Origin of the sequence: Streptomyces boncukensis (assembly GCF_011045075.1) — a bacterium.
GTDB classification, from domain to species: Bacteria; Actinomycetota; Actinomycetes; order Streptomycetales; family Streptomycetaceae; genus Streptomyces; species Streptomyces boncukensis.
The window spans coordinates 1-13212 of sequence record NZ_JAAKZZ010000182.1 but is presented as its reverse complement, the minus strand read 5'-3'; the positions used below and the strand labels follow the sequence as shown (position 1 = coordinate 13212).

Sequence of the window (13212 nt, the reverse complement as noted above, 5' to 3'; positions counted from 1 at the left end):
CGGGGTCGGAGGGATCGGCATCGCGTGTCTCCAGTGGCTGCGGACTGATGTGGTGAGGGCGGGCGGGAGTCGGCCGGCCCGCCCTCACCACGCGAAAGGTGATGCACGGCGCGGGTGACTACCGGTCCGGGGTGGCCGTCCGGATCACCACGGCCGCATTGAATCCGCCGAAGCCCCTGGCCAGGACCAGCGCGGTCCGGACATCGGCGCGACGCGGCGCGTCCAGCACCAGGTCGAGGCCGTAGTCGGGCGGTACCTCACGGGTGTGTTCGGTCGGCGGAATGACGCTGTCACGGATGGACAGCAGCGCGGCGACGACGTCCAGCGGGGGTCCTCCCGAGGACAGGCGCCCGGTCAGGCTCTTGGGCGCGGTCACCGGCACACTTTCGGGGCCGAATATCTCGCGGAGCGCCGTGGCCTCGGCGCGGTCGAGCGCGGGCAGGCCCGCGGCGTCGGCGAACACCACGTCGACGTCCCGGCTCCTGACGCCGGCGTCGTCGAGCGCGAGCCGGGCGGCCTGGCCCAGGCCCGGGGGGCGCGGGGAGCCCGGCGGCGGGTCGAACGTGGCCGCGTAGCCCGCTATTTCGCCGTAGCAGGCGCCGGCTCCCCGGGCACGCGCTGCGCCCTCGTCCTCGACGATCAGGATCGCGCCGCCCTCGCCGGGCACATGGCCGTCCGCGTCCCTGTCGAAGGGCCGATAGGCGCGGTCCGGGTCGTCCGACGCCGAGACCCGCCCGGAGCCGAGATGGCTCAGCCAGCCCCAGGGGTCGAGGGACGAGTCCATGCCGCCCGTCACGACGAGCGGGGCGCCGCGGCGCACGGTGCGCCGGGCGTGGCCGATCGCGTCCAGGCCGCCGGCCTGCTCGCCCACCAGGACGCCGCTGGGGCCGCGCATGCCGTGCCGGATGGAGATCTGGCCGGTGTTGACCGCGTAGAACCAGGCGAAGGACTCGTAGACGCTCACGTACTGCGGGCCCTTGGTCCACAGCTTCCGCACTTCCCGGTGGGTGAACTCGAAGCCGCCGGCCGCGCTCGACGTGACGACGCCCATGTCGTAGTCGGGCAGGGAGCCCGGATCGGCGCCGGAGTCGTCGAGTGCGCGCTGCGCCGCGTGCAGCGCCAGCCGGGTGATGCGGTCGGTCTGCGGCAGCAGCCGCCCCGGTATGTGGTCCTCGGCGGTGAAGTCGAGGATCTGGCCCGCGAGCCGCGCCGGGTAGCGCGCCGCGTCGTATCGGTGCAGGGGGGTGATGCCGGAGCGGCCGTCCAGCGTCGCCTTCCAGAACTCCTCGGTGCCGGAGCCGTTGGGGGCCATGGCGCCCAGCCCTGTGACCACGGTGCGGGGGCTCGACGTCATGCCGTCACCGCCCCGGGGCGGCGCAGCACCATCGCGCTCTGGAAGCCGCCGAATCCGCTGCCGACGGTGAGCACGGTGTCCACCCGCTGCTCGCGGGCCGTCAGCGGCACGTAGTCGAGGTCGCATTCGGGGTCGGGCTCGTGGAGGTTCGCCGTCGGCGGTACGACGCCGTGCTCGATGGCGAGGGCACATGCCGCGACCTCTATGGAGCCGATCGCTCCCAGCGAGTGGCCCACCATCGACTTGAGGGAGCTGACCGGGGTGTCGTAGGCGTGCGGCCCGAGCGCGCGTTTGAACGCGGCGGTCTCATGCCGGTCGTTCTGCTTGGTGCCGGAGCCGTGCGCGTTCACGTAGTCCACAGCCGTCGCCCCGGTCCTGGACTCGTCCAGGGCCCGGGTGATGGCCTCGGCCATCTCGCGGCCGTCGGCCTTCAGCCCGGTCATGTGGTAGCCGTTGCAGCGGGTGGCGTAGCCCGACACCTCGGCGTAGACGTGTGCGCCGCGCGCCTTGGCGTGCTCGTACTCCTCCAGGACGAACATGGCGGCACCCTCCCCGATGACGAATCCGGCACGGGTCAGGTCGAACGGGCGCGAGGCGGATTCGGGCCGGTCGTTCAGTGGTGTCGTCGCCTTGATGGCGTCGAAGCAGGCCACCGCGATGGGGGACACCGGGGCATCGGTCGCGCCCGTGAGCATGACGTCCGCGCTGCCCTCGGCGATGAGCCGGGCCGCGTGCCCCACCGAGTCCAGGCCCGAGGTGCAGCCGGAGGACACCAGCGTCGCGGGCCCCTCGGCGCCGGCCGCCCTGGCGACCTCGGCGGTGATGGTGCCCGGGGTGAAGTAGTCGTAGAGATGCGGGGACGCATAGGCGGGGTCCACCAGCCACTCGCCGCCGTTGTCGGAGATCACCAGGTACTCGCGCTCCAGGCTGGTGGTGGCGCCGACCGCGCTGCCGACGCTGGTGCCCACCCGGCCGGGGTCGACGTCGGCGAAGACCAGACCGCTGTCCAGGACGCACTCCCGGACACAGGCCACCGCGAAGAGGGACGTACGGTCCATACGGCGGACCTCGCGCGGGGTGAATCCGGCCGCGGCCGGGTCGAATTCGCACTCGGCGGCCATCTGGGAGCGGAACGGCGAGGGATCGAAGGCGGAGATCCGCCGGGTGGCGGTACGGCCTGATGTCACCAGCTCCCAGAAGGCTTTGGTCCCCGGTCGGCCGGGAGCCACCACCCCGATCCCGGTGATCACTGCCCGTCGTTCCATGGCAAGCCTCCAGAGCGGAAGTCCGACAGTCGCTGTTGGAGCCGATCCTGCTGGGGCGCTGCTCGCGGGCCGCTCAAGAACCGATCGCGATACCCCGTCGAGCCCCTCGCAGCCGGAGTCGAGCCGGAGCCGAGCCGGGGCCGAGCGGGAGCCGAGCCCGAGTCGAGCCCGAGTCGAGCGGGCCGGTGTCAGGGTGACGCCGCCCGGTACCCGCCGACGGAAGGGGACTGTCCGATGACGACCCACCACGTGCCGGCCCGGCGGCGGCCTGTCGCGCTGCTGCTGCCCGGCCAGGGCGCACAGCACCTCGGCATGGCCGTGGAACTGTACGGCCACGACCGCGGGTTCACCGCACGGATGGACGCGTTCTTCGACCTGCTGGGCCCCGAGCACGGACCGCCGATGCGCGCCGACTGGCTCGCGGGCGCGGACCGCCCCGCCGAGCTCCTGGACGGCCCCTGGCGGGCGCAGCCGCTGCTGTTCGCGGTGGCCTGCGCGCTGGCGCGCGGCCTGGGGGAGCGAGGCGTACGGCCCGATGTGCTGCTGGGGCACAGCGTCGGCGAGCTCGCTGCGGCGGCGCTGTCCGGGGTCTTCGACCTCGGCGCGGCGGCCCGGCTGATGACGGCGCGGTCGGACGCGCTGGCGCAGCTGCCGCCCGGCGGGATGCTCTCGGTCGCGGCGCCCCCCGCGGAGCTCGCCGGGTATCTCGGACCGGCGGACCGCGCGGACAGCGTGGTGATCGGCGCGGTGAACGCGCCCCGGCAGACGGTTCTGGCCGGCCCGGAACCCGAACTGCAGCGGGTGGCCGACCGGCTGACGGCCGCCGGGACGCTTTTCCACCGCGTCCGGGCCCCGCTGCCCTTCCACTCCCCGGCGGCCGCCGAGGCGGGGGAGCACCTCACCCGGGCCCTCGCCGGGATGACACTTCACCCGCCGCGGATCCCGATCCAGTCGACCCGGACGGGGCGCCGTGTGACGGAGAGCGAGGCGCTGGACCCGGGCTTCTGGGCGCGTCAGCTCGCCCAGCCCGTGCTGTTCTGGCCCGCGTTGGACGCCCTGCTCGCGGAGGGCGGCCACACCCTGGTCGAGGCCGGACCCGGCCGGTCCCTGTCGGTGCTGGCCAGGCGCCATCCGGCGGTACGCGGCGGGCGCAGCGACGTGCTCGCGCTGCTGCCGTCCGGAGCCGAGGGAACACGGGATGCCTGGCGGCAGGCACCGGCCCGGCTCGCTGCGGCGGGCTTCGAGCCGCTCTCGGCCGGGGCTTGAGCGCACCTCGAACATGCTCGAAGCGATCCGGCAACCCGGTAGTCCGGCAATCCGGCAACCCGGCGATCAGCGGCCGACGGGAGGCACCACGTGTACGGAGTGTACGGCCAACTCGGCATCCCCGCGGGGCGGCACAGCCGCGTCCTCGGGGTCGGCTCCTACCGCCCCCGGCGCGAGGTCGGCAACCGGGAGGTGTGCACCTGGATCGACTCGACCGAGGAGTGGATCGAGTCGCGTACGGGCATCCGCAACCGCCGTATCGCCGCCGCCGACGAGACGTTGCTGGCCATGGCGGTCGCCGCCGGGCGGCAGGCGCTCGCCTACGCCGGCGTCGGGCCCGAGGCGGTCGACTGCGTCGTCGTGTCGACCATGACGAACTTCGTCCACACCCCGCCCCTCTCCATCGCCGTCGCGCACGCGCTCGGCGCGGTGAGCGCAGGGGGGTTCGACCTGTCGGCGGGCTGCTCGGGCTTCTGCCACGCGCTTGCGCTCGCCGGCGACACGGTGTCCTCCGGCGGCTCGCGCCACGTCCTGGCCATCGCGGTCGAACGGATGACGGATGTGGTGGACATGTCCGAGCGACGGCTGGCCTTCCTGTTCGGGGACGGCGCCGGGGCCGCGCTCATCGGACCGTCCGAGCAGCCCGGTATCGCGCCGGTCGTCCGCGGCTCCGACGGCACCGGTCACGATTCCCTGCGCATGAGCACGTCATGGGACCAGTACGCGGCGGATCCCTCCGTGGGCCGTCCCGTCCTGGAGATGGACGGCCGCCGCGTATTCCGCTGGACGGTGGAGAACGTCGTACCGGCGGCACGGCTGGCACTGGAGCGGGCCGGGATCAAGGCCGCGGACCTCGTCGCGTTCATCCCGCATCAGGCGAACCTCCGGATCGTCGAGGTGCTCGCCGACCGCCTCGAACTCCCGGACCACGTGGTCGTCTCGCGCGACGGAGCCGAGTCCGGCAACGCCTCCTCGGCGTCGGTGCCGATGGCCCTGGACCGGGTGGTGCGGTCGGGAGCCGTTCCCGGCGGCGGCCCCGCGCTGGTCATGGGGTTCGGCTCCGGCTTCAGCTACGCGGGACAGACGGTGCTGCTCCCCGCGTCCCCGTGAACTCTCCCCGCCCGTCCGCATGTCCGACGCAGACCAGGAGTACGGAAATGATCGTCCACACGCTGATCTACCGATTCCCCGAGACCACCAGGGCCGAGGACCTCGACGCGTTCTTCGCCGCGGCCCGTGAACTCGTCGTGAGCACCGGCCTGATGACCGGTTTCGACGTCAAGCCGCACCTCATGCTGCCCGCCGACGAACGCGCCCGGGGGATGACGGCGGCGTACATCGTGCAGTTCGCCTGCGACGACCTGGAAGCCCTCGCGAAGTTCAGCGAGCTGCCCGCTGTCTTCGACTTCATCACCGACTGGAAGGAGCGGCTGGGATTCGAGGCGGCCTACGCCAACCACGAGCAGCTCGATCTGACACCGGCCTCCTACTGCACTCTCCCGGGGGACGACCCCCGGACCCCCAGCCGGACAAGCAGGTCAGACGGGGCGCCCGGACCGACATCGCGAGTGGAATCCCAGTAACCCGCGCCGACCCTGGAGACAGTCACCGTGAAACACGTAGAGCACACCATCACCGTCGAGGCCCCGACCGCGCTGGTCTGGGAGATCCTCGCCGACGTCGAGGGCTACGCGGACATCTTCCCGCCCACGCAGAAGGTGGAGATCGTCGAGAGCGGCCCGGGGTACGAGATCGCCCGGCTGCACGTGGACGTCTCGGGCACGCCGACCACCTGGACGTCCCGGCGCGATCTGGACGAGCAGCGCCACGTGATCGCCTACCGGCAGCTGGAGACCGCCCCGATCGTCGGCTCCATGAGCGGCGAGTGGCGCGCCTTCGCCCTGGCCGCCGACCGCACCCAGCTCGTCCTGACCCATGACTTCGTCGCCCGCGAGCCGGTCGACGGCCTGGTCGCCGGGAAGCTGACCCCCGACGAGGCCCGGGACATGCTCGACGCCGCCGTCGAGCGGAACAGCGTCGCCGACCTGGGGGCGGTACGCGACGAGGCCGAACGGCGCCACGCCGGGATGCGGAGCACCCGGTGAAGCGACTCGTCGACCTGAGCCTGGCCACCCGCGACACTCCGAGCGAGGCCACCCCGGTGACCGTCGAGCTCCTCGACCACGTCACGGGCGCCACCGTGCTCGGCCTCACCCCGGAGGACTTCCCGGACGGCATGGCCATCTCCAACGAGACGGTCACGCTGACCACGCACACCGGCACGCACATGGACGCCCCGCTGCACTACGGCCCCACCAGCGGCGGCCGGCCCGCGAAGGCGATCGACGAGGTGCCGCTGGAGTGGTGCTACGGGCCCGGGGTGCGGCTGGACGTACGGCACGTCCCACCGGGTGAGGGCATCACCGTCGAACACCTCACCGCGGCCCTCGGCGAGGCCGGGCACGAACTCGCCCCCGGCGACATCGTGATGCTGTGGACCGGCGCGGACGCGCTGTGGGGGAGCGCCGACTATCTCAGCGTCTTCCCCGGCCTGACCGGCAAGGGCACCGCCTTCCTGGCGGAGTCGGGGGTGCGGGTCATCGGGATCGACGCGTGGGGTCTGGACCGTCCCGTGCCCGCGATGATCGAGGAGTACCGGCGCACGGGCGACAACAGCTGCCTGTGGCCCGCCCATATCTACGGGCGCACGCAGGAGTACCTCCAGTTGGAGAAGCTGACCAACCTCGGGGCGCTGCCCGCCGCGACCGGCTTCGAGGTGAGCTGCTTCCCGGTGGCCGTCGCGGGCGCAGGGGCGGGCTGGACGCGCGTCGTCGCCGTCCTGGACGACGCGGACGGCCCGGACGGCCCGGACGGCCCGGAGGGGTCCTCATGACCCTCGACGAGGACGCCGCGGCATTCGCGGCTGCCACCGACCTGACGGCGGCCCTCCGGCGGCGGGAAGTCTCCAGCCGCGAACTCCTCGACCTGTGCCTGGCCCGGATCGACCGGCTGAACCCGGCCCTCAACGCCGTCGTGACGCTGGACACCGACCGGGCCCGCGAGCAGGCCGCGGCCGCCGACGAGGCGCTGGCCGCCGGGGCTCCCTTCGGACCGCTGCACGGCCTGCCGGTGACCGTCAAGGACACCCTGGAGACCGCGGGCCTGCGGACCACCTCCGGAGCCCCGGAACTCGCCGCGCACGTCCCCGAGCGGGACGCCGAGGCCGTCGCCCGGCTGCGCAGCGCCGGGGCCGTGGTGTTCGGGAAGACGAACACGGCGACCTACGCCGCCGACGCACAGACCTCCAACCCGGTCTTCGGCACCACGAACAACCCGTGGAACACCGCGCGCACGCCGGGCGGCTCTTCGGGCGGGCCCGCCGCCGCGCTGGCCGCCGGGCTGACCGGGCTGGAGCTGGCCAGCGAGCTGTCCGGGTCCGCGCGGTATCCGGCGCACTGCTGCGGGGTGTTCACGCTGCGGCCCTCGTACGGACTCGTGCCCACGCGCGGCAACATCCCGCGTGCGCCGGGCTCGCTGACGTCCAACGACATGGTCACCCTGGCGCCGCTGGCCCGGGACGCGCGGGATCTCGACCTCGCGCTGGACGTGCTGGCCGGCCCCACCGCCGACCGTGCCGTCGGCTGGCGGCTGGAGCTCCCCCCGCCGCGCGCCCACACGCTCGACGGCTTCCGGATCGGGGTGTGGCTGGACGACCCCGGCTGCCCCGTGGACGCGCAGGTCGCGGGGGTCCTCCAGGCCGCCGTTGAGGCGCTGCGCAAGGCTGGAGCGCGGCTGTCGGACGTCCGCCCGGTGGACCGGGAGGCGCACGACCGGCTGTACGACCGGCTGCTCCACGGAGCGATCAGCCTGGGACTGCCCCAGGCGCTGTACGACCGCAACCGCGCGCTGGCGGACGGGCTCGCCGAGGACGACGACTCCCCGCGGGCCGGGACGCTCCGCGCGATGACGCAGTCGCACCGTGACTGGCTGGCGGCGGACGAGGCCCGGGAACAGCAGCGGGCCCGGTGGGCGGAGTTCTTCCGCGGCCACGACGTGCTGCTGTGCCCCGTCGCACCGGTGGTGGCCATCCCGCACGACCGGAACCCGGACCTGTCGGCCCGGCGCATCACGGTCGACGGGCAGCCGCGCCCGTACGGGGACCTCATCCGGTGGACCAGCCCGGCGACGGCGGCGTCGCTGCCCGCCGCCTCCGTCCCCGTCGGCACCTCCGCCGACGGGCTGCCGGTGGGGCTCCAGGTCGTGGGCCCCCATCTGGAGGACCGGACGGTGACGCGCTTCGCCGCTCTGCTGGCGGAGCTCACGGGCGGGTTCCGGCGGCCCCCGTCGGCGTCGGCGGCCGTCGCAGAGAACGGACGAACGGAGAGGACAGCCCATGTCTGAGCAAGCGACCGGAACATTTCCCGTGGTGGTGGCCGGCGGCGGCCCGGTCGGCCTGATGCTGGCCTGCGAACTGCGCCGGTCCGGCGTCGAGGTGCTGGTGCTGGAGGAGCGCACCGAGCCGTACCCGCTGCCGAGGGCGGGCTCCATGGGGCCGCTGGCCTTCGAGGCCCTGGAACGGCTCGGGCTGCGGGACGAGCTCCTCGCCGCCGAGCAGGACACCCTCGCCGAGTACGCGCGCATGTTCGCCGACTGGGCGGCCAAGTCCGGCCCGCAGCGGGACACGGACGCGGAGACCGGTGCGGCGGACCCGCCCCCGGCGCGGAAGGCGCCGAAGGAGCACTTCGCCGGCCTGGAACGGATCGACCCCAGCCGCCGCACCGACCCCGACCGGCGCCGGGTACGGGTCGAGCAGCCGGTCCTGGAGGAGATCCTGAACCGCCATGCGCTGCGCCTGGGCGCGGTCGTCCGGGGCGGGCACCAGATCACCGGGGTGCGCCAGGACGAGGAGCGGGTCGCCGTCGAGGTGCGCACCCCGGAGGGCACCCACGAGGTCGTCACCCGGTACCTGGTGGGCTGCGACGGCGCCGACAGCACCGTACGGCGGCTGACCGGTTTCGACTTCCCGGGTACGGAGCCCACCGTCACCGGGCGGATGGCCGTGGTCGAGATGGCCGACGCGGAGAAGCTGGCCCCCGGATTCCACTCCACGCCGACCGGCATCTATGTGCACGGGCTGGGCCTGAACCGGCTCTCCACCGTGGAGTTCGACGGGCCGCCGGCCGACGGCGCCGAGCCGCTGACCCGGCAGGAGCTCCAGAGCAGCATCCGCCGGGTCAGCGGTACCGAGGTGACGCTCACCCGGATGTCGTCCGGGGCGCGCTGGACCGACACCGCGCGGCAGGCACCGGCGTACCGCCTCGGCCGGGTGCTGCTGGCCGGGGACGCGGCCCATGTCTACGCGCCGGTCGGCGGCCAGGGCCTGAACGTGGGCCTCGTGGACGCCGCCAATCTCGGCTGGAAGCTCGCGGCGCAGATCCACCGGCACGCCCCGCACCACCTCCTGGACAGCTACACCGCCGAGCGCCACCCCGTCGCGGCCCGGCTGCTGCAGAACACCCGGGCCCAGATCGCGCTGATGCGCCCGGACCCGCAGACCACGGCCCTGCGGGAGATGTTCGACGAGCTCCTCGGCATCGACGAGGTGCACCGCGGCATCGCGGACCTGATGGCCGGCATGGACGTCCGCTACGACCTCGGAGACGACCACCCCCTTGTCGGCACGCTCTGCGCCGACATGAAGCTCGGCGACGGCGCCGAGGCGACCCGGCTCTCCGAGCTGTGGGCCGGGGGCCGGGGCCTGCTGCTGGACCTCGCGGGCCGTCCGGAGATACGGCGCGCCGCGCAGACCTGGGAGCGCCGGGTGCGCCTGCTGTCGGCCGGCGCGGAACGCGACGACGTGGACGCCCTGCTGATCCGGCCCGACGGCTGCGTCGCCTGGGCGCTGCCCCCCGGCGCCCCACTGGACGAGGAACGGCTGACCGGCGCACTCGGCGCCTGGTTCGGCAGCCCCCGGACCCGCGCGTAGCGAAGGAGAGGAACATATGACCATCGACGATCTGCGCAGGTTCCTGGCGGAGTGCGCCGGCGAGGACGAAACCGTCGACCTGGCCGGCGACACCCTCGACACGCCCTTCGGCGACCTGGGATACGACTCCCTGGCGCTGATGGAGACCGCCACCCGTATCGAACAGGAACTCGGGATATCCGTTCCCGAGGAGGAGTTCACCGGTACCGCCACACCGCGATCCGTGCTCCTGGCGGTGGAGTCGGCGGCGGCGGGCACGGCGGCCTGACGGCACGAAAGGAGACGCCGCGCCGCCATGGCAGCCGGTGCCGCGGGCGGCAACTGGCCCTGAGAGCCGGCCGCCGCGGCGCCGGGGGTCACCGGCGCGGCACGCGCCGTGGGCTACCGCATCCCGGCTCGGCCGGCCGGCTGACGCCGCTTCATCGAAGCTTCATGACCGATGCCTGCTTCCCCACACAGAAAGGCGGTGTCATGAGTGATATGGCAGCCCTCCGCGTCGAAGACGGCCGGCCCCGGTCGACCGGCACGGCCGCGTCCGTCCGGGCCGGAGTGAAGAGCTACCGGCGAGGGGGGAAGGAGGTCCGCGCGCTGAACCACGTCACCGTCCCGTTCCCCGCCGGAGCGGTCACCGCCGTGATGGGCCCCTCCGGCTCCGGGAAGTCCACGTTGCTGCGGTGCGCCGCCGGGCTGGAACAGCTCACCACGGGCGATGTGTACATCGGCGACACCGAGCTGGGCGAACTCGACGACCGGGAACGCGCGCTGCTGCGGCGCGACCGGGTCGGATTCATCTTCCACGTGCCCGGCCTGTCCCCGGCGGTCAGCGCGGCGGACGGCATGCTGCTCCCCCAGTACCTCGCGGGAACCCGCGGCGGGCGGCCGGGCGGGCGCCCCGGCATCGTGTTCGTCGACGAGCCGGCGGACCGCCCCGCGCGGGCCGGCAGCTCCGAGGCGCAGGAGCTGCTGCTCGACACCGCCGCCGGAGGGTGCCGGACCATCGTGGTGGTCACCCACGCCCCGGGCGTCGCGGCCCGGGCCGAACAGGCCGTCTTCCTCGACGAGGGCCGGGTCGCCGGCGTCTGCCGACAGCCCTCCGAGAACCTGATCCGGGAGCGGCTGGCGGACCTCGCGCGACGCCCACGCACCCACCCGGCGCCGGGAGCGCAGTGAGCGGAAGCCGAACGGAACACCGCCCCGACGCGGTGCTCATCTCCGTCGTGCACGGCGGCATCGCCCGGGACCATGGCGGCACCCTCACCGCCTCGTCCCCGGGCACCGGGCAGGGCGCCCGGTGCCTCGTCAGTCTGCCGTCGGCCCGGCCGGCGCCCTGACGGACCGCGCGGGACTGCGCCAGGTCTCGAAGATCCCCCGGTGGTAGAGGACCGGCGTGTCCGCCGGCACGGCAGCGCCGTCCACCCGCGCGATGAGGATCCAGTGATCCCCCGCCTCCACCTGCTGGACGACCACGCACTCGGCGCGGGCCAGCACCCCGTCCAGCAGCACGGGCGCACCGTCGGCCACGGCGGACGGCCGCCACCGGACACCGGTGAACTTCTGCTCCGCCCTGCTCGCGAACAGCCGCGCGTTGTCCTGGCCGCCGTCCGCCAGCATGTGCAGCACGAAGGCCCCGGAACTCGCGAGCGCCGGCAGCGTACGTGACCGCTTGTCCACGCAGACCAGCAACAGCGGCGGATCGGCCGAGACGGCGGACACCGCGTTGCAGGTGAAGCCCTTCGGCTCGCCCCCGGGGTCCACCGTGGTGACGATCGAGACCGCTGTCGGGAAGGAACCGAAGACCGCGCGGAATTGTTCGGCACTCACTGGCATACGAGCTCCCTGTCCATCACGGACCAGACTGCCCGAGTCGCACTGGAGCTCCGGTGCACGACCGCTCGAACCGCGCTCAGCACTCGATGACGTTCACCGCGAGCCCGCCCCGCGCCGTCTCCTTGTACTTGACCTTCATGTCGGCGCCCGTCTCGCGCATCGTCTTGATGGCCTTGTCCAGGGAGACGTGGTGGCGGCCGTCGCCGCGCAGGGACATGCGGGCCGCGGTGACGGCCTTCACGGCGGCCATGCCGTTCCGCTCGATGCAGGGGATCTGCACCAGGCCGCCGACCGGGTCGCAGGTGAGGCCCAGGTTGTGCTCGATGCCGATCTCCGCGGCGTTCTCCACCTGTTCGGGGCTGCCGCCGAGGATCTCGGCCAGGCCGCCCGCGGCCATGGAGCACGCGGAGCCGACCTCGCCCTGGCAGCCGACCTCGGCGCCGGAGATGGAGGCGTTCTCCTTGAACAGCATGCCGATGGCGCCCGCGGCCAGCAGGAAGCGGACGACGGACTCGTCGTCGGTGCCGGGCACGAAGTTCGCCGCGTAGTGCAGGACCGCCGGGATGATGCCCGCCGCGCCGTTCGTGGGGGCCGTCACCACGCGGCCGCCCGCCGCGTTCTCCTCGTTCACGGCCATGGCGTACAGCGTCGTCCACTCCATCGCGTGCCGCTCCGGCCGGCCATCGCTGCGCAGCTGGCGGGCCGAGGTCGCCGCGCGGCGGCGGACCTTGAGGCCGCCGGGGAGTATGCCCTCCTGGGTGAGGCCGCGGCTGACGCAGGCGCGCATCACCTGCCAGATCTCCAGCAGGCCCGCGCGGATCTCCTCCTCGGTGCGCCAGGCGCGCTCGTTCTCCAGCATCAGCGCGGAGACGGACAGGCCCGTGTCGCGGGTGAGGCGGAGGAGTTCGTCGCCGGTGCGGAAGGGGTGGCGCAGCACCGTGTCGTCGAGCTTGATGCGGTCCTCGCCGACCGCGTCCTCGTCCACCACGAACCCGCCGCCGACGGAGTAGTAGGTCTTCTCCAGGAGGGGGCTCCCGGCGGCGTCGTACGCGAAGAGCGTCATGCCGTTCGCGTGGTACGGCAGGGAGCGGCGGCGGTGCAGGACGAGCTGCGTCGGCTCGTCGAACGCGATCTCGTGGGTGTCGCCGATCTCGGCGGAGAGGAGGCGCAGCCGGCCCGTCGAGCGGATCTCGGCCACCCGGTCGTCGGCCGTCCCCACGTCCACCGTGCGGGGCGAGTGGCCCTCCAGGCCGAGCAGGACGGCCTTGGGGGTGCCGTGGCCGTGTCCGGTGGCGCCGAGCGAGCCGAACAGCTCGGCGCGTACCGCGGTGGTGTGCGCCAGCACACCCTCGTTCTTGAGGCGTCGCACGAACATGCGCGCGGCCCGCATCGGGCCGACGGTGTGCGAGCTGGAGGGGCCGATGCCGACCGAGAAGAGGTCGAAGACGGAGATGGCCATGGGACGGCTCCCGGTGCGGGGTGGGATTGCGTGGCGCGCGGGGTCGGGTCGGGCT

14 protein-coding genes are annotated in these 13212 nt (G+C 73.5%); 10 read left to right on the top strand and 4 right to left on the bottom strand.

Annotation, left to right across the window (positions count from 1 at the left end; translation table 11 throughout):
- Positions 1-118: 118 nt before the first annotated feature.
- Together G5C65_RS18455 and G5C65_RS18450 are read right to left on the bottom strand one after the other, a co-directional pair.
- On the bottom strand, positions 119-1354 hold the full coding sequence (locus G5C65_RS18455) for a ketosynthase chain-length factor (RefSeq protein ID WP_165299958.1): 1236 nt from the start codon (positions 1352-1354) through the stop codon (positions 119-121).
- A complete protein-coding gene (locus tag G5C65_RS18450; protein ID WP_165299957.1) occupies positions 1351-2619 on the bottom strand; it encodes a beta-ketoacyl-[acyl-carrier-protein] synthase family protein in 1269 nt (422 codons plus the stop codon). Before G5C65_RS18450 ends, G5C65_RS18455 begins: the two co-directional genes overlap by 4 nt.
- Positions 2620-2853: 234 nt before the next feature.
- Here G5C65_RS18450 and G5C65_RS18445 point away from each other — a divergent pair, with 234 nt between their 5' ends.
- The 10 genes from G5C65_RS18445 to G5C65_RS18400 all read left to right on the top strand — a co-directional run bounded on the left by G5C65_RS18445 (position 2854) and on the right by G5C65_RS18400 (position 11202).
- A complete protein-coding gene (locus G5C65_RS18445) occupies positions 2854-3885 on the top strand; it encodes an acyltransferase domain-containing protein (protein WP_165299956.1) in 1032 nt (343 codons plus the stop codon).
- Between the two features lie 90 nt (positions 3886-3975).
- On the top strand, positions 3976-4995 hold the full coding sequence (locus G5C65_RS18440) for a beta-ketoacyl-ACP synthase 3 (protein ID WP_338146506.1): 1020 nt from the start codon (positions 3976-3978) through the stop codon (positions 4993-4995).
- 47 nt (positions 4996-5042) lie between these two features.
- The gene (locus tag G5C65_RS18435; RefSeq protein WP_165299955.1) at positions 5043-5468 is read left to right on the top strand and encodes a hypothetical protein; all 426 of its coding nucleotides are present in this window, start codon (positions 5043-5045) and stop codon (positions 5466-5468) included.
- A 27-nt stretch (positions 5469-5495) separates the two neighbouring features.
- Entirely contained in the window at positions 5496-5990 is a 495-nt protein-coding gene (locus tag G5C65_RS18430) for an SRPBCC family protein (RefSeq protein WP_165299954.1), read from the top strand.
- Positions 5987-6778, top strand: a complete 792-nt coding sequence (locus G5C65_RS18425) for a cyclase family protein (protein ID WP_165299953.1) — start codon at positions 5987-5989, stop codon at positions 6776-6778. The genes G5C65_RS18430 and G5C65_RS18425 overlap by 4 nt, the downstream gene beginning before the upstream one ends.
- The gene (locus G5C65_RS18420; RefSeq protein WP_165299952.1) at positions 6775-8286 is read left to right on the top strand and encodes an amidase; all 1512 of its coding nucleotides are present in this window, start codon (positions 6775-6777) and stop codon (positions 8284-8286) included. The genes G5C65_RS18425 and G5C65_RS18420 overlap by 4 nt, the downstream gene beginning before the upstream one ends.
- Positions 8279-9871, top strand: a complete 1593-nt coding sequence (locus tag G5C65_RS18415; RefSeq protein ID WP_206441967.1) for an FAD-dependent monooxygenase — start codon at positions 8279-8281, stop codon at positions 9869-9871. The genes G5C65_RS18420 and G5C65_RS18415 overlap by 8 nt, the downstream gene beginning before the upstream one ends.
- Positions 9872-9887: 16 nt before the next feature.
- A complete protein-coding gene (locus tag G5C65_RS18410; protein WP_165299951.1) occupies positions 9888-10139 on the top strand; it encodes an acyl carrier protein in 252 nt (83 codons plus the stop codon).
- A 203-nt stretch (positions 10140-10342) separates the two neighbouring features.
- Positions 10343-11041, top strand: coding sequence for an ATP-binding cassette domain-containing protein (locus tag G5C65_RS18405; RefSeq protein ID WP_165299950.1), 699 nt, complete (start codon positions 10343-10345; stop codon positions 11039-11041).
- Positions 11038-11202: a hypothetical protein gene (locus G5C65_RS18400; protein WP_165299949.1), complete on the top strand. Its 165-nt coding sequence runs from the start codon at positions 11038-11040 to the stop codon at positions 11200-11202. Before G5C65_RS18405 ends, G5C65_RS18400 begins: the two co-directional genes overlap by 4 nt.
- Here the strand turns inward: G5C65_RS18400 and G5C65_RS18395 are convergent.
- Together G5C65_RS18395 and G5C65_RS18390 are read right to left on the bottom strand one after the other, a co-directional pair.
- On the bottom strand, positions 11171-11698 hold the full coding sequence (locus G5C65_RS18395; protein WP_165299948.1) for a flavin reductase family protein: 528 nt from the start codon (positions 11696-11698) through the stop codon (positions 11171-11173). The genes G5C65_RS18400 and G5C65_RS18395 overlap by 32 nt on opposite strands.
- A 76-nt stretch (positions 11699-11774) precedes the next feature.
- Positions 11775-13157, bottom strand: coding sequence for an L-serine ammonia-lyase (locus tag G5C65_RS18390; protein ID WP_165299947.1), 1383 nt, complete (start codon positions 13155-13157; stop codon positions 11775-11777).
- Between the last annotated feature and the right edge of the window lie 55 nt (positions 13158-13212).

Bases quoted from the DNA above. Each gene is read 5' to 3' on its own strand.
- G5C65_RS18390 (WP_165299947.1), bottom strand. From the start codon at position 13,157: ATGGCCATCTCCGTCTTCGACCTCTTCTCGGTCGGCATCGGCCCCTCC.
- G5C65_RS18435 (WP_165299955.1), top strand. From the start codon at position 5,043: ATGATCGTCCACACGCTGATCTACCGATTCCCCGAGACCACCAGGGCC.
- G5C65_RS18405 (WP_165299950.1), top strand. From the start codon at position 10,343: ATGAGTGATATGGCAGCCCTCCGCGTCGAAGACGGCCGGCCCCGGTCG.
- G5C65_RS18450 (WP_165299957.1), bottom strand. From the start codon at position 2,619: ATGGAACGACGGGCAGTGATCACCGGGATCGGGGTGGTGGCTCCCGGC.
- G5C65_RS18410 (WP_165299951.1), top strand. From the start codon at position 9,888: ATGACCATCGACGATCTGCGCAGGTTCCTGGCGGAGTGCGCCGGCGAG.
- G5C65_RS18455 (WP_165299958.1), bottom strand. From the start codon at position 1,354: ATGACGTCGAGCCCCCGCACCGTGGTCACAGGGCTGGGCGCCATGGCC.
- G5C65_RS18420 (WP_165299952.1), top strand. From the start codon at position 6,775: ATGACCCTCGACGAGGACGCCGCGGCATTCGCGGCTGCCACCGACCTG.
- G5C65_RS18415 (WP_206441967.1), top strand. From the start codon at position 8,279: ATGTCTGAGCAAGCGACCGGAACATTTCCCGTGGTGGTGGCCGGCGGC.
- G5C65_RS18395 (WP_165299948.1), bottom strand. From the start codon at position 11,698: ATGCCAGTGAGTGCCGAACAATTCCGCGCGGTCTTCGGTTCCTTCCCG.
- G5C65_RS18445 (WP_165299956.1), top strand. From the start codon at position 2,854: ATGACGACCCACCACGTGCCGGCCCGGCGGCGGCCTGTCGCGCTGCTG.